Raw genomic sequence first — 22114 nt, forward strand, 5'->3', positions numbered from 1 at the left:
CGCTCGCGGCGTTCTCGGCGTTCGCGGCGTTCGCGCGGTTCCACCGCATTCGCTTTGACTACCCCACATCAAGAAGCAGACAGCACCCATTTCAGATGGGGCCACAGGAAGGAGACACCATGAAATCACGAAAGCCGACGCGCATGGCAGCCGCGCTCGCGTTTGCAGCGGTCTGCTGCACGAGCCACGCCGCTTACGCGAAAGACTCGCTGACATTGATGCTCAACTACACGGTCAACGGCGCGGTCGCACCGTTTTATCTCGGCAAGGTGAAGGGCTACTACGACGCCGAAGGCATCGACCTCAAGCTGATGGAAGGACACGGCTCGGGCCCGACCGTGCAGGCCGTCGCGACGCACAACGTGGACATTGGCTACGCGGACTTCAGCACGATGGTCAAGGTCGCCGCGATGGGCGCACCCGTCAAAGCGATCGGCGTGCTGATGCAGGAAAATCCGACCTCCGTGGTCGGGCTCGCGGACAAGAACATCAAAACGCCGCAGGACATCAAGGGAAAAACGGTTGCGGTTGCGCCCGGCGACGCGTCGTCGCAGCTATGGACGATGTTCATGAACAAGGTCGGCCTGAAGGACTCCGACTTCAAGACCATCACCGGCAATCCGCAGACCACGATCAATGCGGTCATTACGGGTCAGGCGGATCTGCTGGTCGGCTTCGCGACGATCCCGCTGATCTCCGTCGAGCAGGCCACGAAGAAGCCTGCGCGCGCGATCCTGTTTGCCGACTACAACGTGAACGTGGCGACGCTTAGCATCATCGCGCGCGACGACATGATCAAGGACCATGCCGATCTGCTCAAACGCTTCATGCGCGCGACGGCGAAGTCCGTGAACGACAGCGAGAAAGACCCGGCCGCCGCGGTCGATGCGCTACTCAAGACGCTGCCCGCCGCCGGTTCGCGCGACACGATGATCCGCACGCTGCAGGCGACGATCCCGTTCTACCGCACGCCCGAAACCGAGAAGGCGCCGATCTTCCACGTCAGCGCGAAGAACATCGACGACTCCGTGGCCGCGATCGTGCAGTACAGCAAGCTCGATCCGTCGGCGAACGTGCCCGCGAAGTACTACACCGGCGCATTCGTTCCATGAGCCGCACTAGCGCCGCCGCGTCGTTCCTTTCCGTTCACCCGAAACCCGCCCCGCTATGACCACCGTACTCAAGCTCGACGACAAGCATCACCGGTCTTTTTCCGCGCCCGCGCCCGCCAGATCGCTGATAGAACTGCGCGGCGTGACCAAGAGTTATCGCAGCGCGCAAGGCATGATGGAAGCGCTGAAACCGCTCGATTTCGACATCCGCGAGCAGGAGTTCGTTTCGATCGTGGGGCCGTCCGGATGCGGCAAAAGCACGTTGCTGAAGATGGTCGCCGGACTCGAAGCGATCTCGTCGGGAACGATGACGTTGTCCGGCGAGCCGATTCGCGGTCCGCAAAAGAATGTGGGCATCGTGTTCCAGAGCGCCGTGCTGCTCGCGTGGCGCAACGTGCTCGACAACATCCTGTTACAGGCGGAGATGCGCCGCATGCCGAGGCGCGAAGCACGCGAGAAGGCAATGCAGCTAATCAGCATGGCCGGTCTCGAAGGCTTCGAGCAAAAGTATCCGTGGCAACTTTCCGGCGGCATGCAGCAGCGCGTGTCGATCTGCCGCGCGCTCTTGCACGAGCCGTCCGTTCTGCTGATGGACGAACCTTTCGGCGCACTCGACGCAATGACGCGCGAGAGCATGAACATGGAATTGCAGCGCATCTGGCTCGAATCGAAGAAAACCGTGCTGCTCATCACGCACAGCATTCCTGAAGCGGTATTCCTGTCGGACCGCGTACTGGTGATGTCGGAACGGCCGGGCTCGATAGCCGCGATCTACGACATCGATTTGCCGCGTCCGCGTTCCCTTGAGGTGATGGCAACGCCGGCATTTCTGCATCACACGAAGACGATTCGCGCGCACTTCAATGCGCAAGGGTCGCTCGACGATCACTGAACACTGAACACTGAACACTGAACACTGAACACTGAACACTGATTGTTCAAGCGTAAAAAAACCGGTTGGAGCCTAAAGGCTTCCGACCGGTTTTTTTGCGTGAGTTAAGTCGCAGTAGACGGTACGGCTAGAACCAGTGATTCATACCGAACGAGATACCCGTCTGTTTCGCGTGACCCGACGCGTTCAACGTTGCGTTAGTGACATAAACGCCGGTGAAATGCGTATAGTCGATGTCCGCATAAAGCTCCGTGCGCTTCGAGAGCAGATAGTCGATGCCGAGAATCGCCACGTCTTTTCTGCCGTCCACGCCGCCGGTCTTGTTCTTGTTGTCGTAATACGCGGCAGTCACGCTGAAGAACGGCGTCGCCTGATAACGCAAACCGCCCCACAAGTACTGATTGCGTGTCATGCTGCGCGCCGAAGCGGGCGTGTCCTGCAAATCGAGCGAGTAACCGGCCATCACATCGACAGGGCCCACGCTCACCGTGCCGCCTGCCGTGTACTGGTCATTGCTGAAGTATTCGCTCGACGTCGCCGTCAGCGGATTCGACTTGTGCGTATAGCCCGCGCCCAGCTTGATCGTCTTGCCCCGATAGTTCAGGCCGCCGGCGAGCGTCGAGCCGTGCGCGGCGCTGCCCGGCACGCCGCCCAGCGCATATTCGCCGCGAACCACCCACGGCCCGAAAATGCCGCGATAGTTGATGTCGTTATCGTCGCGTCCGGTGTTGCCGCCCGACACCGCCGTCGATTCCGTAATGCCGAGGTAATGAAAGTCGAACGGCTCGAAGTCCTTGATCAGAAAATGCTGGAGCGTGAATTGCCGCCCAATATCGACCTGCCCGAATGGCCCGCCTATTCCAACCGTCGACGTGCGCTGGAAGATCTGGTTGTTGGTGTTGTTATTCGCGCCGGTCGACAGCACGAAGCCTGCTTCCAGATTGAAGCGCGCATAGTAGCCGCCGCCCAGATCTTCCTTGCCCTCCAGGCCCCAGCGGTTGGAGTTGTACACGCCGTTCGACGCCATCGTCAACGCCGCGCCGCCCGCCTTCGTGCCGTTCACGAGATTGCGCAAGCCGCCGTCGAGCGAACCGTATAACGTGACGCTGCTTTGCGCATGCGCCGCGCCGCTCGACAGCCCAAGCAACGTGAATGCCGCGAGCGAGCGCGTCAACATACTCATTCGTACAGCCGGAAGTGCTTCTCCTTTGTCGTGCATATCTCCTCCATCGATGTCGTTCTATTGATATGGTGGCCGCTATCCGCGGCGCGTTAGATGTCTTTCTTTTCGGCGAAGAACCAGTCGGAATCCTTATTGATCCACTCAGGCCCGACGCGTTGACGCGTCTGCTCCTCGCCCGTTTCGAAGTACTCGCTCTTCACGGCGCGCTGCGCCATCGCTTCGTTGCGCTCGTCCCAGTCGCCCATCGAGACGCCGTACCACGGCCATTCCGGACGCAGCGGCGGCAGCCCGAGTTCTTCCCAGATCGCTTTCGCGTTTTCCATGTACTCGCGCGTCGGCAGCGAAAGCGGCGGCAGCTTTTCCTTGCGTGTCGCGTTCATCAGGATCACGCCGTCAACCGCATCGTCGCCGCGTTGCGCGCCCGACGTGCGCGGTCCGTGTCCCGTATCGCGGCCGTGCAGAATCTGCACGTCCTTGATCGCGTTCATCCGGTAGCTCATCGACCAGAAGATCGCGTCGCTGTTTTCGGGGTTGATGTCGTTGCTCACGGCAACGACCAGCTTGCCGACAGCCGGTTGCAGCGACGCCGCGCCCATCAGCGCGCGCCATATTTCGGTTTCGGTTGCCTTCTCGCTGAACACCACGATCACGAGCTTGCGCAGATTGGTCAGCGGCTCGTGCATCACGACCTTTTCGACGCTTGCGATACGCAGCGAATTCTTCAGATGGTCGAGAAAGAGCGGCTCGAACGCGACTTTCTTGACGAGCGAACTTTCGCTCGGCGTGACCTGGCTGATGATCGACACGAGATGCGCGTTCTTGCGTCGCGTAATCGCCGTGACGTTCATGTACGGATTGAATTCCTGCAAATTCACGTGACCGTGCGATTCGCCGAAAGGCCCCTCCGGTTCGAGCGTATCCGTCGGAACGAATCCTTCGATCACGATTTCGGCGTCGGCGGGCACGAGTAGATCGTTGGTCCTGCACTTCACCACGCGCAGCGGTTCGCCGAGAATCGCGCCGGCCACGCCGAGTTCGTCCACGTCGATTGGCAGCTTCTGGACCGAGCAGAACGACACGGCCGGATGGCCGCCGATCACGAGCGCGGCCGGCATCGGCTTGCCCATCGCCTTGTACTTGAGCCAATGCTGATAGATGCCTTGCCCCATTTCGATCGACGGATTGCAACCGACGCGGCGCTTACCCTTGATCTGTCCGCGATACGTGCCCATGTTCTGAATGCCGTTTTCCGGATCGACGGAAACGTACTGCGAGCACGTTGTGTACGGCGCGTTGTCGAAGCCCGGCGTCGAAATGGGAATCGGCAGATGTTCGAGACCTTGACCGTCGACATCGAGTTCATCGCCGATAAAACACACTTCCTGGCACGGCGCTTCGTTCACGAGAACGGGCGCGATCGGATTGCCCTTCGCCTGCTGCCACTTTTTGCCGATCTGATCCACGGGCACGCCCATGCCGATCGAGTAGACCTCGCGATTGATCGACAACGCGCCGACCACGACGGGCAACTCGTAGCGGCGTCCTTTGCTGTCGACGACGTTATGAAACACGAACGCCTTTCGATCCGACTCGGGAATGCCGCCGCGCAATTGCCAGCGCACGAGCGGATGGAGTTCGGTGTCCTTGTTGATTTCGCGGTGTACGTGAACGACAAGGCCCTTTTCCTCGAGGGCCTGCAAGTGGGTCTGGAACGAGGGGAAAGTTTTCATGGTTGTCCGGTGAATGATCAAGGGGAACGACGGTGAGCGCAGACTGACGCACAACGACCTCCCCTCGCAAACGCTGATTTCTCATGTACGTCATGAACGGATTTCATCCGCGGACAATGAAAAGCCCTCATGCGAGGCATGAACAGATTTCGTTTGAACGACAGGGGCCATGTCATGCAACCTGAGTGCGGAGACAGACGAACATACGAACCTACGAACCCGCCGCGCAGCGGATCGACAAGAGACGACGAACATGGACCGACGCAAACGTATCGTGGTGGGAATCAGTGGCGCTTCCGGCGTTGTCTATGGCGTGAGGCTGCTCGAGATGTTGCGCGAGCTCGACGTGGAGACTCATCTGGTGATGAGCCGCTCGGCGCAAATGACGCTCGCCTACGAAACCGACTTGCGCGCGGCCGACGTTCAGGCGCTGGCTTTCGAGCACTATCCCAATGCCGATATTGGCGCGGCGATTTCGAGCGGCTCGTTTCGCGTCGACGGCATGATCGTCGCGCCGTGTTCGATGAAAACGCTCGCGGAGATCGCGACGGGCAACACGGGTTCGTTGCTGTCTCGCGCCGCCGATGTGATGCTGAAGGAACGCAAACGCGTCGTGTTGATGGTGCGCGAGACGCCGCTGCATCTCGGGCATCTGCGCAATATGACCGCGGCGACGGAAACCGGCGCGATCATCTATCCGCCGGTGCCGGCGTTTTACGCGCGGCCCGACAGTTTGCAGTCCATGATCGATCACACGCTGGGACGCGTGCTCGATCTATTCGATATCGACGCGGGGACGGTGAAGCGCTGGACGGGCGAACACAGTCAGAAGCTCGTCAGCGTGTCGAACGGTTGAGTCACGCCGGCACATCATCGGCGTAACGTGCTTCGTCGAGATCGGCGATCAGCGTCGGGCCCGCCGGTTGCCAGCCCAAACGTGCCTGTGTCAGAGCACTCGACGCGGGCATATCGAGCGCCGCGAAGATCGCCATCCATCCGAAATACGCCTGCGTCTGCTCGCGCGCGATCGAAACGACCGGCAGCTTCAGGCCGCGGCCCAACGCCTCCGCGATCTCCCGCGCGCTCACCCCCTCCTCGCCGACCGCGTGATAGCGCGCGCCGCGCTCTGCCCTTTCGATCGCGAGCCGGTACAGCTTCACGACGTCCGATAGATGTCCCGCGGGCCAGCGATTACGGCCCTCGTCGACATACGCGCAAACCCCCTTCTCGCGCGCAATCTGGATAAGCGGCGTGATCAGCCCTTGCCGGAACGGGTTGTGCACTTGCGGCAGGCGCATCACCGAGACATTCACGCCTGCCTCCAGCAGAACGTTACTCGCCAGCTCCGTTGCGAGTCGCGGATTCGGGTGCGCCGTGTTGAACACATCCTCCGTGGCGGGCTGCCCGTCGTCGCGGCTGCCCGCGCCCGTGCCCGACGTGACGAGCAACGGACGATCGGAACCGGCCAGCGCCGATCCGAGCGCTTCGATCACGCGTGCGTCCTTCTCGCAGTTCGCCGCGAAGCGCGAAAAGTCGTGGTCGAATGCGAGATGGATGACGGCGTCCGCGTTCGTGACGCCGCCGCGCACGCTGTCGACGTCTTCAAGCGTGCCGCGATGAACGTCGGCGCCCGCGGCGCGCAGCGCCTGCGCGCCCGCATCGGAGCGCGTCATGCCGATCACCTGATGACCGGCCTCGATAAGTTCGGGCACCAACGCCGAGCCGATGAAGCCCGTTGCGCCCGTCACAAAGATCCGCATGGCAATGCCTCCTTAGGTAGTCATCCCTGTACTATGCGTTCATCCGCTATCCTGTTTAAGTAGTGACGTTATCCCGGTAAAAGGACTAACAGGCTCAGCATGTCAGTGAACGACGCTCAAACCCTCGGTGACTTTTTGCGCAGCCGCCGCACGCGTCTGGACCCGGCGAGCTTCGGCTTTTCGGGCCGTAGGCGCACGCCTGGACTGCGCCGTGAGGAAGTCGCCCAGCTTGCCCACATCAGTTCCACCTGGTACACCTGGCTCGAACAGGGCCGCGGCGGCGCGCCGTCCGCGCATGTGCTCGAGCGCATCTGCGCGGCGCTGATGCTCACGGATACTGAGCGCGAACACGTTTTTATGCTGGGCCTCGGGAGGCCGCCCGAGGTGCGCTATCGCGGCGTCGACGGTGTGAACCCGCGGTTGCAGCGCGTGCTCGATTCGCTCGACGCGAGCCCCTCGATCATCAAGACCGCGACGTGGGACGTGGTCGCGTGGAATGCGGCCGCCGCGGTCGTGCTGACCGACTACGGCAGGCTGCCGGCCGGCCAGCGCAACATCCTGCGTTTCCTGTTCGGCGACCCGGCCGTTCGCGCGAAACAGCACGACTGGGAAAGCGTCGCGCGCTTCGTGGTCGGAACATTCCGCGCCGACGTGGCGCGCGCAGGGCTCGCTTCCGAAGTGGGCGAACTCGTCGACGATCTGCGCCGCGCCAACGCGGACTTCGACCGCATGTGGCGCGAAAACCAGGTGCTGGGTCACGGTGACGGCGAGAACGTGAAGCGCCTGCTGCATCCCACGCTCGGGCAGGTCGAAATGGAATATTCGCTATTCGCCGTCGATGGCCGGCCGGATCTCGGCATGGTCGTGTACACGCCATTGGATGCGCTCATGGCCGAGCGCATCCGCGCTGCCGCTCTTCAACATCGATCGATCGCCGCCAGCCGCCGACATGAAACTGCATCGTCGTCGAACGGCTCGCCTTTAGAGTGCGAACAGGACATCACGCGCGTCGGTGCCGGTGCAAACTGAACGCGTCAAGGAGGATTCGTTATGGTTCGTCTGGTCATGATTCTGCTCGGCGTCGATTACCTGCGCACGCGTTGGCGCTCGCTCAGGATGATGGGCGCGGCTAGCCTGCTGCTCGGCATCGTCGTGTTCATCGACGCGCTCGACGGCGCGCTCTATTTTCCGATCACGCCGTTTGCGGTTTTGTTGCTGCTCGAAGGGCTCGCCACGCTCGCGGTCGCGTGGACCGGCATGGGCGGCCAGCGCACGCTGCGCTATGCGAAGGGCATTGCGTTCTCGTTGGCGGCGGCGCTGATTCTCGCGGGTCATCATCATGGCCACTTCGCGCTGTCGATGATTTTCGGCACGCTGTTTCTCGCCGATGGCCTGTTGCAGATCGTCTCGGCACATGTCGTGCGCTACCGTACGTGGCGGCTCGCAACGATTGGCGGTGGCGTCGAAATCGCGTTGGCGCTCTTCTTCTATCAGCCTTATCCCACGCACTATGTCGGCACCGTACCGTATTGCCTCGGCCTCGGTTTGATATTCGGCGGCTGGAATCTTTTGTTGCTGAGTACGCGGGCGCGGCGCCTCGTGTCGAATCCCGCAGTCGATTCGGATGCCGAACGATTGGACAACAGCGATGCAGCGACTCGGGCCGCGATGACGAACATCGAATGGGACGGCCCGCCCGCCGCCGACGAAGCCGCGCTCACCGTGCATGTGTGGACCCCCGTCGGATCGGCCAAAGGCGAGGCGCGGCGACAGCCAATTGTCGATCGTTATATCGCGGCGGTGGATCGCAACGGCGTGATCTCGACCGGACACGCGGCGCTGGAAGCACCTGACGGCATTTACGTGAGCCTCTATCCCGCGGTGGAATTCGACCGTTCTCCGGACGACTTCGCGCGGCTCTTGCGTGCCACGCGCGAGAACGATGTGCCCGGCGTGTTCCAGCCTGACTATGCGACGGAATCGAAGGCGTGGTGTCCATCGACGGTTCAGGTGCGCATACGCAATTACAATCCGGCGCGCTTGCGCCGCTTCTGGGACGCGTATCGGCAGGACACCACGTATAACCTGACGTCCCGCAACTGTTCGAGCAGTGTCTCGCGCGCGCTCGAGGCGGCGATCGAAGGGGCTTCGACACGCGTATGGGGCGGCCTCGGTGGCGTCGGCGGCCTCGGCGGGTGGCGGCCTTTTCTTCGCGTCATCACGACGCCGGAGCTATGGGTTGCTGCGCAAATACGCAAACGCGCGGCGACGATGGCGTGGACGCCCGGCCTCACGCTCGACTATGCGCGCGCGCTCAGCATGCTTGCCGATCCGCGTCCTTCCGGCTGGGCCAGGATGGCGCGTCTGGCCATGCGCAAGATGGTTCGATCGCGGCGTCTGGATCGTGAGCCTGCCGATGATCCGTCGATGCTGCGGACGCTCGTATCCGATCATCGAGCCACCGCAGCAAAGACGAACGAAGAACAACGCTAACGCTAACTGCTGTACTTCAGGCTCCAGCCGAACGTGCGGGTACTGCCGGCGTTGATCGTGAACGGCTGCGTCGTGCACGCGAAGTTCGAGTGCAACTGGCCGATCGGCGTCGTCGACAAGGGGTTCGTGGCGCCGCCCGCTGTCGTATCGAAGTTCGACAGCGCGCAACTGTCGAAACCGGTGGTGCCGTAGCCGGTCGCATTGCTATTGGCGTTATTGGCGTAATTGACCGAGAAGCCGTCGCCGTTGGCGGTCGTGCTCTGGTAATCGGCGAATGAAGTGAAGTCGGTTTCCACCGTCACATTGCCGGTCAGCGTTGCCGAACTCAGCGTATCGGTGCGCGTCAGCGTGCCTCGGCCGAATGTGAGCACCGTATGCGCCTGCAAATCCAGGTCCGTCGAGAACGCCGCGTTCTTCGCGGCTTGCCTGAACTTCGCCGTATCGAATGACACGATCACCTGACCATTACTCTCCGTGACGTTGAGGTTTTTATAGTACGTGACGGGTATATAGGTCTTGCCGTTATACGACACCTGCGGAATCAGCAATGCATAGCCGAGGTCGGTCGTACCGTAGATAAGCTTGTCGGAGAAAGGAACCGGGTAATACGGCGTGAATGAATTGTAGTCGGGCGCCTGGCTCAGATTCAGATTGATAACCCGATTGCCGTCACGCACGGTCAGAAGCGCCGCACTGTACGGGTGCGCGGTATCGGTGGGCTGGTTGTACCAGGTCAGCGTATAGCGCGGCCTTGCATCGAGCCACGCCTGATAGTCGGAATCGGCCATCGGCGCCTTGCCGCCGAAACCCAGTTTGCTCCACCACGCATCGACATACATGTACTGATGCAGCAGGCTGAAGTTCTCACCCATCACGCGCGGCTTGCCGCGGTAAGTATCGGTGCCGCGGCCTTTCACCCACATATTCACCGACGGAGTCGGCAACGTCGGGTCATACCAGAACGTTTCATAGCGGCGAGCCGCCTTATAGATGAACGTATAGGCGATCTGCATTTCCTGCGGCGTCAATACGCCGGCATTGGCTGCGGCAGTGAGAACTTCCATGAATGCCGAATCGCCATAAGGACCAATGGACCGTCCATAGTTGAAGCCCTCGCCGTCCGCGTTCAATTGAGGAAGAATAAGATCGACCGATTTCCTCAAATAGCCCTTCAATTCCGGAGTGAGATTGGCCTCGTTGCCCATTTCGAGTGTGCGCTCGACTACTTCGCCGATCAGCAACGTGCTGTATCTGTCGAAGCGCGCCTTGTCGTAATAGGTCGTGTGCGTGTTCGATGCTTCGTCGGAGAAGCCGCCCGACGAATCGTTGCGGATATGGTTCGTCAGCGTGTATAGCAACGCGTCGCGCGCGTTCATCGTGGCAACGGCCGGGTCGGTCGCGGACGAAAACGTCGGATTGCTCCAGCCGAGCTTCTGCCGTAATCCAGCAATGCCGTACGACACAGCATAGTAATTCTGCGCGGTATTCAGCGATGCAACGTCGATCGGCACGCCGGCCGCAGGACAGGTATTCGTCTTTCCGCTTGAGTCCGCGCCGAACATGTCGCAGAAGGTTAGACGGTTTTGCAGCGTCGCCAGCATTGTGTCGCTGAATACTTCATTGAGCATGCCGTGCGCCTTGAAGTTGTTCAGCGCCACCAGGTAATAGTATTCGCCCCACGAGGTATTGGCGTAGGTGTAATTGCCGCCGCTCGGCTGCGCCATCATCGCGGTGGTGATCTTCTGGTAGGTCGCCAGATAGTCCGCGTATTTCGGATCGCCCTTCGCCTTCATATCGATCAGGATGTACGAAAGGCCGAGCGCGAGTTTGCCGGGCAGGAATTTGTCGCCCGTGTTGGTGTCGAGAACGTGTACCGGAGTGCCGTCGCCGAGATCCATCACGACCTGCGTGAAGTCCGGCGATTTCCTGATCAGATCGAAGAGCGCCCGCATCTGGCCCATCATCGTGATGGGCACATCGGTTCCTCGCGGAACGCTGGTATCGCTCGCGCCATAAACGATTGCATGCAGCGACGGCGCGGCTGTCGGCGTGGGCGTAGGCGCGGGCGGCTGGTTCGCATCGTCGGTGCCGCTGCCGCAGGCCGACATGAGAAGAAGCGTCAACGTACTCACAGCACACCTGCCGATGGACTTTCGTGGGGAACGCATGTCTGTCTCCTGATTAGTGTTGGATAGAGCTCGGCGGCTCCTGGCAACCTTCGAGAAAACGATTAACCTATTGCACGGCGCTTATCGTCGCACCATTTCGCCGTCGCGCACAACCCTAGGTAAACTCAGCACTAGCATTGCGGCCGCAAAGCTTCTATTCTAGAAAAACGTTTTCCTAATTGGGTCCAAATCGCTGACCGCGCGCGACTGCGCCGGGTGCTGCGCCGCGGGCCCGGGCGCTCGTCGCCCGGCACAGAAAAGCGCGGCGCGACGAGCGAAGCCGTGCGACGGAGACATCCATGCAAACTGCCGTACTCGGTCTTGCCCGTACAGCCAGCCGCTACCGCTGGACGGTCTGCGCACTGCTGTTCTTCGCGACCGTCATCAACTACATGGACCGCCAGATTCTCGGGCTGCTCGCGCCGCTGCTGCAGCACGACATCGGCTGGACGCAGGTGCAGTACGGCCGCATCGTGATCGCGTTTTCCGCGTTCTATGCAGTGGGGCTTTTGTGCTTCGGCCGTATCGTCGACTGGCTCGGCACGCGCATTTCGTATGCGCTCGCCATGCTCCTGTGGAGCGTGGCCGCAATGCTGCATGCGGCGGTAGGTTCAGTCACCGGCTTCGCGATGGTCCGCGCGCTGCTCGGCATAGGCGAAGGCGGCAATTTCCCGGCCGCCATCAAGACCACTGCCGAATGGTTTCCGCGACGCGAGCGCGCGCTTGCAACCGGCATCTTCAACTCCGGCGCGAATATCGGCGCCGTGTTCGCGCCCGCGATCATTCCGCCGCTTGCGCTCGCGTTTGGCTGGCGCGCGGCGTTCGTGATCATCGGCGCGCTGGGCTTGCTGTGGCTCGTCGTATGGTTCGCGTTCTACCGCTCGGCCGAACCGCGCTCACACGACGACGATCTCGACGAGGCACGCGACGAAGTCGAATCACTCGACGCCGCCAACGTGAACGCGCGTGCGCCTGGTTGGGGCGTATTGATCCGCAAGCGCCAGACATGGGCGTTCCTGATCGGCAAGTTCCTGACCGACCCGGTATGGTGGTTCTATCTGTTCTGGCTGCCGAAGTGGCTCAACGAATCGCGCGGCATGGACATGCAGCATATCGGCCTGCCGCTCGTGTGCATCTACGCGATGACGACCGTGGGCAGCATCGGCGGCGGCTGGCTTTCGTCGGCACTATTGCGCGCAGGGTGGACGGTGAACGCCGCGCGCAAGACCGCGATGTTGATCTGCGCGTGCTGCGTGCTGCCGATTGCATTCGTCTCGCAGGTCGACAATCTGTGGGGCGCGGTTGCGATCGTCGGCCTCGCGGCGGCAGCGCATCAGGGCTGGTCCGCGAATCTGTTCACCACGGCGTCGGACCTGTTTCCGAAGCGCGCGCTCGGCGCGGTGGTGGGCATCGGCGGAATGGCCGGTTCGATTGGCGGCGTGCTGTTCTCCGAAGTAATCGGCCAGGTACTGCAACGCACGGGGCACTACTGGGTACTGTTCGCTATCGGCGCGCTCGCCTATCTCGTCGCGTTTGGCGTGATGCACTTGCTGACGCCGCGTATGGCGCCGGCGAAACTCGAAGCGTAACAACAACGCGAGAAGCGCGAGAAGTACGGGTTGAAAGCGCGATATGTGTCAGCCGCAGGCCGCCGTGGATTCACGCACGATGAGCCTCGGCTCGCACATCGAATGCCCTGTTTGCGCGTGGCCCGCGAGTTGATCGATCAGCTTTTGCATCGCGAGTTCGCCCATCTTCTCGCTTTGAATATCGACGGTGGTCAACGCGGGTGCCGCATATTCGCCGTACGGAACGTTATCCACGCCGGTCACCGACAACTCTTGCGGCAGTTTGATGCCGAGCGACGCCGCCTCTTTCATGAAGCCGAGCGCGATAAGGTCGTTGTAGCAGATCACCGCTTGCGGCCTGTGCGGTCCAAGCATCACGCGCGAGCACGCATGTTCGCCGGCATGCGCAGTGGGCGCATGCGCGTCGTACACGTCGAGCGTGAGACCCGCTTCCTCGAGACAATCGCGCGCGCCGCGAATGCGCTCGTCGTTGATGCGTGCCTGCCCAAAGCCGAGATAAGCGATCTGACGATGCCCGAGATTGAGCAGGTGCCGCGCGAGCATGTAAGTTGCGAGCCGGTTGTCGATGCCGACGCTCGGGATCGGCAAGGTTTCGCTGTGCCGCAACAGCACAAGCGGTTTGTCGAGATCGAGCAGCCATTGCGACTCGCTGTCGGACATGCGCGAGCTGATGATCAAGCCGTCGACGCGCTGCGCGAGTGCTTCGATCAACGGCTTTTCGCGCGCCTGGTTTTCGTCGGTGTCCACGAGCAGCAGCGTGTAATCGTGGCGCAGTGCAATGCGGTTCGCGCCCTTCACGACGTTAGTGAAGTGCGGATTGCTGATGTCGAGAATCGTCAATCCGATGGCGCGTGTGCGGCCCGTAATCATGGATCGCGCAAGCGGATTCGAACGGTAGCCGAGATCTTCGATCGCCGCTTTGAGGCGCGCCTCGACGGGTGGCGAGAAGCGCTGCGCGCCGTTCATGAACTTGGACACGGTTGCGACCGATACGCCCGCGGCAGCCGCGACGTCGCGAATAGTTGGAGGAAGTTTTTTCATCGCGCAGTTAACGGGTTCTCCTGTTAACGGATTGTCGCAGAAATGGGCTGGCGCGCGTTTGTTTTGATTCGGTTGCAGGCTGCGGCGTGCCGCCGGTCGCCGGCCGCACAAAACTTTTTTGCAATTTAACCACGCAATAGGCAGGAGTTTTATCGATGAGCCAAACCATCAGCGAATCGCCCACAGTAGATCGCAAGCCGTTCCGGCGCCTGCTGCTGACCGGCGGCGCCGGCAACCTGGGCCGGCAGTTGCGCGGCGCACTCGCGGAATGGGCCGAGGTCGTGCGCGTGACCGACATCGCGAGTCTCGGCGATCCCGCGGCGCATGAAGAAACGAGTGTGGTCGATCTCGCCGACCGCGCAGCGGTGATGCAACTCGTCGAAGGTGTCGACGCAATCGTGCACCTCGGCGGCATTTCCATCGACGCGCCATTCGACGATCTGCTCGGCGCGAACATCGCCGGCACTTACAACATCTATGAAGCCGCGCGCAAACACGGTGTCAAACGGATCGTGTTCGCGAGTTCGAATCATGTGATCGGCTTTCATCCGGTGACTGAAGTAATCGACGCCGATGCGCCGCAGCGTCCGGATAGTCTCTATGGCGTGACCAAGTGCTTCGGCGAAGCGCTGTCGCGCTACTACTACGATCGCTTCGGGATAGAAACGGTGTGCATGCGCATTGGTTCGTCGTTTGAAGAACCTAAAAATCCGCGGATGCTCGTCACCTATCTGAGCTATCGCGACTTCATCGAACTCGTGCGCTGCTCGCTGTTCACCAATCGCGTGGGGCATGTTGTCGTGTACGGCGCGTCGGACAATCCGGCCAAGTGGTGGGACAACACCAAGGCCGCGTTCCTCGGCTTCAATCCGCGTGACAGTTCCGCGCCGTTCGCGTCGCGCTTTCCGGCAACGGCGCCTGACGACTCGCGCGACGATCCCGCGCAGCGCTTTCAAGGTGGGCCGTTCGTGTTAGGCGAGCCGATGGAAGGTGAGAAGCCGCGCTAACTTCGCGAGGCGGGCTAATTCGTCATAGCAGCGAGCGCGCCATTCGGTTCGCCGCATGGCGCGGTTTCCAGCGACGGGCAAGAGATCGCAGAAAAGGTTTGTCCGCAACCGGCATCAGCATCTGAACCGAAGGCGCATATATCGCTCAGATGCTATGCGCAAAACCTTAAGGAAACCTGAAGAACAGTTGCGCTTTAGCCAGTGTGACAGTTTTTTTAACGACGCCGCGACAAGTGTGTTCTGACGCACAGTGCAGAGCAAATCGAGCACTATTCTTGAAGAGGAAAGTGTATGCAATGCGCGTTGCCTGACGAATCAGGCATGCAGCCCAGACTCACACGAGGTGATGATGTCCCAGGCGAGCGTACCCCTTTGCGTCGATCTCGATGGCACGCTGACCAGCACCGACCTTCTGGTCGAATCTTTCCTCGTGCTGATAAAGCGAAATCCACTGTATGCGTTTTTTTGTATTGGGTGGCTGTTTCGCGGCAAAGCGCATCTGAAAGCGCAGATTGCCCAGCGGGCGGCAATCGATGTGACATTGCTTCCCTATAACGCGCGCCTCGTGGCGTTCCTGCGTGCAGAGCGATCCAGTGGCAGGGATCTGTATTTATGCACGGCTGCGAACCGCAAGTTCGCGGAACAGATAGCCTCATACTTCGGTTTCTTCGCGGGTATTCTCGCGAGCAACGACGCTCTGAATCTGTCCGGCGTCCAGAAGGCGTGCGCTTTGTCCGAGGAATTCGGTCCGCATGGCTTCGACTATTGCGGCAACGCGCTGTGCGACGTACCCGTTTGGAAACAGTGCAGACGGGCAATCGTTGTGGGAACGCGCCCGATCGCCGAGGCGGCCGAGATGGTGAATCAGAAGGTTCTCTTCTTCGAGGAGCGGCGATCGCTCATCGGCCTGACCGTCAGGGAAATGCGTGTTTATCAGTGGGTCAAGAATCTCCTGATTTTTGTACCGCTGCTCGCATCGCACCGTTTTACCGAAGGGGACACGCTTCGAGCGGAAGGCATCGCATTTTTTTCCTTCTGCTTCTGTGCTTCATCGGTATATCTGCTCAATGACATGCTGGACCTCGATGCGGACCGGCGCCACATAAGCAAGCGCAATCGGCCGTTTGCCTCGGGACAGTTATCTCTCGCTTTTGGCATGCTTATCGGGTGTGCGCTCCTCGTCGCCTCTGCGGGTCTTGCCCTGCTTTTGCCTTCCACATTTCAGCTCGTATTGGCCGGCTACTTCGCAACTACGCTTGCTTATTCGCTCAGGCTCAAACGGTTCGTGCTTATCGATGTCTTTGTGCTCGCGGCTCTTTACACCGCCCGCGTCGCGGCGGGCGGCGCGGCGGGGGACATTCCCCTGTCGGACTGGTTGATCATGTTTTCTATTCTGATCTTTCTCAGTCTCGCGATGGTGAAGCGCTACGCAGAGCTCGACGCGCTATTGCGCGAAGCGAAAGTTTGCGCAGTCGGGCGCGGTTACGTTACGCAGGACCTCGGCATTCTGCGTTCATTCGGCACGGCTTCTGGCTACGTCGCGGTACTGGTGCTCGCGCTCTACATGAATTCATCCGATGTACGGATGCTCTATCGGCACCCGCACGCACTCTGGTTGTTATTCGGGCTACTTCTCTTCTGGATTAGCCGTGTGTGGATGTTGGCCTTTCGCGGCGAGATGCATGACGATCCGATCGTGTTCACCTTCAAGAACCGCCTTAGCCTGCTCGTGGTCTGCCTCTGCGTAGCGACGGTGATAGCGGCAAGCTGACGCTCGACCATTCAATCGATGCAATTCTTTTTTCTGTTTCTGAGCGGCACGTGCAGTGCCTCGGCGAGCATTCTTTTGCGCATTGCGGCGCGGGTTGATAACGACCCCTCGTTGTTCGCGACCGGTGGCCGGCCGCTACTTTATCGACTCGCGGCGATAGCGGCTTATGGTGCCGGGTTCGGCCTTTATGCGCTGGCGCTCAAGCGGGTCGAGCTGAGCGTGGCTTATCCGCTGATGGTTGCAGTCACGATCCTCGAGATTCTTGTGTTTGGCGTCGTGTCAGGCGAAGCGGTTTCGCCGCGGATCGTCGCAGGCGCAGGCTTCCTTCTCATAAGCGTGCTGTTGCTATACCTGCCGTCGAGCGCAAGGCCGTGAGCGTGGTGCTGACCTGAACTTCGCTGCTCATACCAGTACTTCGCGAGACTGCTTGCGCGTGACCCGATGTTCCGTGACGGCGATCTGAAAGCATTCTTCATTTCAGGCCACAACGGGAAATTTTTTGGAACGTAGCGTGCGCAAGCGCGCATTCGGGAGCCGATGTCGATCCTCCGACGGTGGCAAATATCATAATCTGGGTGTACCGCAGGTAGGAAAGCGACTCGTTGGGCGAACCCCTCCGCAAGACGGAGGGTTGCCGTCCGGTCCCAGTACGAACCTTACTGTCTACGCGAAAAATGAACAGCTTCGATACGAGCATCGAGACGTTCCTTAGCGGATTCAATTCGTGTGCGCTCTGCAATCATGCGGTGCAAGCCATTGCCAACATGTACACCTTCAAAGGTCTGGTTCTGATCCCGGCTTTGTGGTGGATATGGTTTCAATCGGCGGAGCGTCGGCAATGGAGGCGTGAAGTCGTCATTGCAACGGCCGTGAGTGGCCTGTTGGCCCTTCTTGCAGGAAGGCTTCTCGCGCATTTTTTACCCTTCCGTATGCGCCCCGCCTTTTCACCCGAGCTAAACCTTCATTTCCCATTTGTCCCGCAAAGCGAAAGCATGTTGTCAACGTGGAGTTCCTTTCCTAGCGATCACGCAATGCTGTGGATGTCGGTCGCGGTAGGACTCTTCGTCGTCTCGCGCCGCATCGGCATTCTCGCGCTTCTCTACGTCGCGATTTTCATTTGCATTCCGCGCGCCTACCTCGGCTTCCACTATCCGACGGACCTGTTGGCGGGCGCTGCGATCGGCATCGTCATTACCTATGTCATGACGCGCGATTCCGTGAGACCGCTTTACGCAACTCCTATATTGCGTTGGATCGAGCGCTACCCCGGACTATCGGCGATGCTTGGATTCGTGTTGTGCCTGGAACTTGTTACCCAGTTCGATGAGATTAGAACTTTCGCGACTTCGATCCTCAAGGTTGTTTGATTCGTTCGTTACCCGCACGACGCAAAGCGCTTTAACAACCTGAAAGGGGATTTGATGACTGCACAAAGAGGACCCGTGCAGGGCGGCAGGCCGTTGACTCTGTGGGCCGTCTGGCTAATCGCCACTCTCGTGGCCTCATTGCCGCTCTTCGTTTCGTCGATACCTCCGTTGGGGCAGCACTTTTATAATATCGTCAGGATAGACATTCTTGCGCATCCGGTTTCCTACGCCGGCGACTTTGTAGTTCGGTGGGACCCTTTACCCGATCTTGCGATGGACCTGACGGTCCCGTGGATCGCGAAGCTCATGCCGGTGGAATGGGCTGCGTGGCTCTTTATCGTTGTGGAACTCGCGTTGATCAGCTCGGGATGCCTGATCCTCAGCCGTGCGCTGAACGGCCGCTGGTCATGGTTCCCATTGACCAGTTTCCTGCTGCTCTACAACTGGATTCTGATTCGCGGCTACGACAACTTTCTGTTCGGAATCGGCCTTTGTTTATGGGCCATAGCGTTGCATGTCACGCTACGCCGGTCCACGGTCGCTAGAATCGCAGTGTCGTCTTGCAGCGCGCTTCTCATCTATTTTTGCCATCTGTTTCCTTTGGCCGTCTTTGCACTGGTCACGGGAACATGGGAGCTTGGCTGTCTGCTACAGGAAGACAAGTTCCGCATCCGGTCGATGTTCAGGCATGCGAGTGCAACCCTGGTTCCGTTGATACTTCCCGTGGTATTGCTGGCGCACAGCAGTACCGGCGGGCTTCGCGGTTCCGTCGACTTCGGTTTCATTCATCTATTCGCCAAAGTGAGCCGCTGGCTCGATGTGTTCGCAATCGGTAATCCTCCCGCCGACATTGCAATTCTGGCAAGCCTGGGCCTGACGTTAGCCGTGGGCTTTCTGCTGAGGTGGTGGACGTGTCAGCCTGAGTGCCGGATAACCGTCATCGCGCTTCCGCTGGTCGCCCTATTCGCGCCGTTCTCCGCATTTGCTTCTTATGGCGTTGTCGAGCGATGTGCGCTGAGCTTCGCGTTCCTGCTGACTGCACTGGTGGATGTGCGGGCTTCGAGACCGCGTCTGCAACGTGCCGGCGCGGTGGCGCTCACTATCGTCTTCCTGTTCCGCATTGCGACGGTAACTGCCGACTGGCGTGCGGCGAAGCCTGCCATTCAGGCATACAGGGCTACGTTTGCGTCCTTGAAATCAGGCTCTGTTCTGTTCCAGTACAAACAGGATACGACGTACCCGTCGCCAAGAACGGCGCCCGACCGGTGGAATCCGTATCTGGATAAAGTCGTCGCGCTCGCCACGCTTGACCGTGTTCTCGTACCGGATCTCTATTTGAAGGCGGGTCAACAGCCGGTGCTTTACCGCACCAAAAACGCCGCGTTGAGGAAGTTCCAGGACGACATTGAAAACGGCGATAAGGCATTCCGCGCAAACGACGATATGCTGCGCGCGTGGGCAGCAGACTTGCAAAACACATTTCCGGACTTGCCAACCCGATTCACTGAGGTGTACCTGGCAGTGTTCGATCCGCAACGGCGCCTGTCTGAAACACTGGCAGGCTGGCAACTCGTGGCGACTTTACCGGAACATCGGCTTTACCGGATGCTTCCTCGATAACCCCCGTTTTGATGAATGCCCCGCCCCTTCCTTACACGCGACGCACGATCGAGTAAGCTACTGCCTGACGCAACGTAGGGCTGTCAGCGCTCGAATCGACACCGGGGCGCCGCGAGGCAAACCAGAACAACGAGGAACCGCATATGGCAACGCGCACGAAACCGCGAATCCGGGTGGGCATTGGTGGCTGGACCTATGCCCCATGGCGCGGGGTGTTTTATCCCGAAGATCTAACGCAAAAGCGCGAGCTTGAATACGCGAGCCGCCAGTTGTCGACCATCGAAATCAATGGGACGTTCTACGGCTTGCAAAAGCCGGAGAGCTATGAAAAGTGGTATCAGGAAACGCCGGATGATTTCGTCTTTTCGCTGAAGGCGCCGCGCTACGCGACGAATCGAAAAGTACTCGCGGATGCCGGCGAGACCATCGAGCGTTTTTTCGCGAGCGGCGTGCTGCTGCTCAAACAGAAGCTCGGGCCCGTCAACTGGCAGTTTGCGCCGACCAAGAAATTCGACGGCGAAGATTTCGAGGCTTTCCTCAAGCTGCTGCCCGCGAGCATTGAAGGAATCAAGCTCAGGCATGCAATCGAAGTGCGCAACGAGAGCTTCAGGACACCCGAATTCATCGCGCTGGCACGCAAATACAAGGTCGCAGTGGTGCTGGCCGGCGACAGCGAATATCCGCAGATCGCCGACATCACCGCGCCGTTCGTGTACGCGCGCATCATGGGCACGACCGACAAAGAGGCCAACGGTTATCCGGCGAAAGCGCTCGACGCATGGGCCGAACGCGCGCGCCAACTGGCGGCGGGTACCACGCCCGGCGATCTGGAAACCTGTGGCGCGCCGCCCGCAAAAGCAGCCGCACGCGATGTGTATCTCTACGTGATCAGCGGTTTCAAGGAACGCAATCCGGCCGCTGCAAAGGCGCTGATCGAGCGGCTTTAAGCAACGCTTTCGAGCGGCTTTTGCTCACTTCTCGCTCACTTATCGCTCACTTCGCGCGCACCCTCGAGCCGCGCGGTGTGCGCGGTGGCGCGCGAATGTCATAATCCCGGCAGCGAATTGCGCGCGACCCACCGCGCAACGACACCCACATTCAAGGCCGCAAGGCCAGCTCACATCGACAAGTCCGGGAGAATACCTTGAGCGCCATCGACAATCCTCTGCACGACCAGGAAGTCGGCTCGGCCGACGCCACCCAGGACACTACCCGCATCGACGACGTTCGCATCGGCGCGGTACGTCCGCTCATTTCGCCCGCGCTGCTGCAGGACGAACTTCCCGTGCCGCCCACGGTGCAATCGCTGGTGGAAAAAACCCGCGTGGAAATCGCCGACATTCTGCACGGGCGCGACGACCGCCTCGTGATGATCGTCGGGCCCTGCTCGATTCACGACCACGACCAGGCAATCGACTACGCGCAGAAGCTAAAAGCCGCTGCGGATGCGTACAAAGACGACCTGCTGATCATCATGCGCGTGTACTTCGAGAAGCCGCGCACTACCGTCGGCTGGAAAGGCTATATCAACGATCCGCGTTTGGACGGCAGTTTCCGCATCAATGAGGGCCTGCGTCTCGCGCGGCAATTGCTGCTCGACATCAACGGACTCGGCTTGCCGACTGCAACGGAATTTCTCGACCTGCTGAGCCCGCAGTACATTGCCGATCTGATCGCCTGGGGCGCAATTGGTGCGCGCACAACGGAAAGTCAGAGTCATCGGCAACTGGCTTCGGGCCTGAGTTGTCCAATCGGTTTCAAGAACGGCACCGACGGCGGTGTGCAGATTGCCGCTGATGCAATCGTCGCCGCGCGCGCAAGCCACGCGTTCATGGGCATGACGAAGATGGGCATGGCTGCGATCTTCGAAACGCGCGGCAACGACGATGCTCACGTGATTCTGCGCGGCGGCAAGAAAGGCCCGAACTACGACAGCGCTTCAGTGGCGGCAACCTGCGCAGCGCTTAAGTCAGCGGGGCTGCGTGAACAGGTGATGATCGACTGCTCGCACGCGAACTCCGGCAAATCGCATTTGCGTCAACTCGATGTGGTTCAGGATCTCGCGCAACAACTGTCCGCACACGAGCGCCGCATTATCGGCGTCATGCTTGAAAGTCATCTGGAAGAAGGCCGTCAGGATCTGAAGGCCGGCGAGCCGCTGCGTTACGGCGTGTCCATTACCGATGCATGCGTAAGCTGGGCGCAAACGGAGCCGGTGCTGGAGACGCTCGCCGAAGCGACGCGCAAGCGCCGCGCGAGCTGATTGCAGACGCAGCCTCGCTGCGTCGAGCGCGCTCGACGAAAGCCGGCGCACACGCGCCGCGCCATCCGCCGACGCGTTCGTCTATCGGGGCTGCGCAGCGCGCGATTCTTCACACTCG

18 protein-coding genes are annotated in these 22114 nt (G+C 60.4%); 13 read left to right on the plus strand and 5 right to left on the minus strand.

The window, feature by feature from the left end; all coding sequences use genetic code 11:
• Positions 1–119 precede the first annotated feature (119 nt).
• Together CUJ91_RS26710 and CUJ91_RS26715 are read left to right on the plus strand one after the other, a co-directional pair.
• Positions 120–1112: an ABC transporter substrate-binding protein gene (locus tag CUJ91_RS26710; protein ID WP_006049814.1), complete on the plus strand. Its 993-nt coding sequence runs from the start codon at positions 120–122 to the stop codon at positions 1110–1112.
• A gap of 55 nt (positions 1113–1167) precedes the next feature.
• Positions 1168–2004 (plus strand): ABC transporter ATP-binding protein, encoded by an 837-nt coding sequence (locus CUJ91_RS26715; protein ID WP_006049815.1) that lies wholly within the window; start codon positions 1168–1170, stop codon positions 2002–2004.
• Positions 2005–2131: 127 nt separating this feature from the next.
• Here the strand turns inward: CUJ91_RS26715 and CUJ91_RS26720 are convergent, their stop codons facing one another.
• Together CUJ91_RS26720 and CUJ91_RS26725 are read right to left on the minus strand one after the other, a co-directional pair.
• On the minus strand, positions 2132–3187 hold the full coding sequence (locus tag CUJ91_RS26720; RefSeq protein ID WP_244231033.1) for a porin: 1056 nt from the start codon (positions 3185–3187) through the stop codon (positions 2132–2134).
• 89 nt (positions 3188–3276) lie between these two features.
• Complete coding sequence (locus CUJ91_RS26725; RefSeq protein ID WP_006049817.1) at positions 3277–4917, minus strand: UbiD family decarboxylase; 1641 nt, start codon at positions 4915–4917, stop codon at positions 3277–3279.
• 253 nt (positions 4918–5170) lie between these two features.
• Here CUJ91_RS26725 and CUJ91_RS26730 point away from each other — a divergent pair, with 253 nt between their 5' ends.
• Positions 5171–5773 (plus strand): UbiX family flavin prenyltransferase, encoded by a 603-nt coding sequence (locus CUJ91_RS26730; RefSeq protein ID WP_006049818.1) that lies wholly within the window; start codon positions 5171–5173, stop codon positions 5771–5773.
• A gap of 1 nt (position 5774) precedes the next feature.
• Here the strand turns inward: CUJ91_RS26730 and CUJ91_RS26735 are convergent, their stop codons facing one another.
• Positions 5775–6677, minus strand: a complete 903-nt coding sequence (locus tag CUJ91_RS26735) for an SDR family oxidoreductase (RefSeq protein WP_114157567.1) — start codon at positions 6675–6677, stop codon at positions 5775–5777.
• Positions 6678–6776: 99 nt separating this feature from the next.
• On the opposite strand from CUJ91_RS26735, the gene CUJ91_RS26740 reads away from it, so the two are divergent.
• Both CUJ91_RS26740 and CUJ91_RS26745 read left to right on the plus strand, forming a co-directional pair.
• On the plus strand, positions 6777–7706 hold the full coding sequence (locus tag CUJ91_RS26740; RefSeq protein WP_053860153.1) for a helix-turn-helix transcriptional regulator: 930 nt from the start codon (positions 6777–6779) through the stop codon (positions 7704–7706).
• Positions 7707–7727: 21 nt separating this feature from the next.
• Entirely contained in the window at positions 7728–9170 is a 1443-nt protein-coding gene (locus tag CUJ91_RS26745; RefSeq protein WP_114157568.1) for an HdeD family acid-resistance protein, read from the plus strand.
• A 2-nt stretch (positions 9171–9172) separates the two neighbouring features.
• Here the strand turns inward: CUJ91_RS26745 and CUJ91_RS26750 are convergent, their stop codons facing one another.
• Complete coding sequence (locus CUJ91_RS26750) at positions 9173–11338, minus strand: hypothetical protein (RefSeq protein WP_114157569.1); 2166 nt, start codon at positions 11336–11338, stop codon at positions 9173–9175.
• A 299-nt stretch (positions 11339–11637) separates the two neighbouring features.
• On the opposite strand from CUJ91_RS26750, the gene CUJ91_RS26755 reads away from it, so the two are divergent.
• The gene (locus tag CUJ91_RS26755) at positions 11638–12927 is read left to right on the plus strand and encodes an MFS transporter (RefSeq protein WP_053860150.1); all 1290 of its coding nucleotides are present in this window, start codon (positions 11638–11640) and stop codon (positions 12925–12927) included.
• Positions 12928–12975: 48 nt separating this feature from the next.
• Here the strand turns inward: CUJ91_RS26755 and CUJ91_RS26760 are convergent, their stop codons facing one another.
• Positions 12976–13968: a LacI family DNA-binding transcriptional regulator gene (locus CUJ91_RS26760; RefSeq protein WP_006049824.1), complete on the minus strand. Its 993-nt coding sequence runs from the start codon at positions 13966–13968 to the stop codon at positions 12976–12978.
• Between the two features lie 155 nt (positions 13969–14123).
• Here CUJ91_RS26760 and CUJ91_RS26765 point away from each other — a divergent pair, with 155 nt between their 5' ends.
• The 7 genes from CUJ91_RS26765 (at position 14124) to CUJ91_RS26795 (ending at position 21996) form a co-directional block, all read left to right on the plus strand.
• Positions 14124–14975, plus strand: coding sequence for an NAD-dependent epimerase/dehydratase family protein (locus CUJ91_RS26765; RefSeq protein ID WP_216649169.1), 852 nt, complete (start codon positions 14124–14126; stop codon positions 14973–14975).
• 349 nt (positions 14976–15324) lie between these two features.
• The gene (locus tag CUJ91_RS26770; RefSeq protein WP_114158074.1) at positions 15325–16746 is read left to right on the plus strand and encodes a UbiA family prenyltransferase; all 1422 of its coding nucleotides are present in this window, start codon (positions 15325–15327) and stop codon (positions 16744–16746) included.
• 75 nt (positions 16747–16821) lie between these two features.
• Positions 16822–17121 (plus strand): DMT family transporter, encoded by a 300-nt coding sequence (locus tag CUJ91_RS26775; protein ID WP_232292279.1) that lies wholly within the window; start codon positions 16822–16824, stop codon positions 17119–17121.
• Positions 17122–17420: 299 nt separating this feature from the next.
• Entirely contained in the window at positions 17421–18113 is a 693-nt protein-coding gene (locus CUJ91_RS26780; protein ID WP_006049828.1) for a phosphatase PAP2 family protein, read from the plus strand.
• A gap of 273 nt (positions 18114–18386) precedes the next feature.
• Positions 18387–19733 carry a hypothetical protein gene (locus CUJ91_RS26785; RefSeq protein WP_244231034.1) on the plus strand — a complete coding sequence of 449 codons (1347 nt, stop codon included), beginning with the start codon at positions 18387–18389 and terminating at the stop codon, positions 19731–19733.
• 143 nt (positions 19734–19876) lie between these two features.
• The gene (locus CUJ91_RS26790; RefSeq protein WP_114157571.1) at positions 19877–20680 is read left to right on the plus strand and encodes a DUF72 domain-containing protein; all 804 of its coding nucleotides are present in this window, start codon (positions 19877–19879) and stop codon (positions 20678–20680) included.
• A 197-nt stretch (positions 20681–20877) separates the two neighbouring features.
• The gene (locus tag CUJ91_RS26795; RefSeq protein WP_114157572.1) at positions 20878–21996 is read left to right on the plus strand and encodes a 3-deoxy-7-phosphoheptulonate synthase; all 1119 of its coding nucleotides are present in this window, start codon (positions 20878–20880) and stop codon (positions 21994–21996) included.
• Positions 21997–22114 lie beyond the last annotated feature (118 nt).

The organism is Paraburkholderia graminis (assembly GCF_003330785.1).
Classification (GTDB): domain Bacteria; phylum Pseudomonadota; class Gammaproteobacteria; order Burkholderiales; family Burkholderiaceae; genus Paraburkholderia; species Paraburkholderia graminis.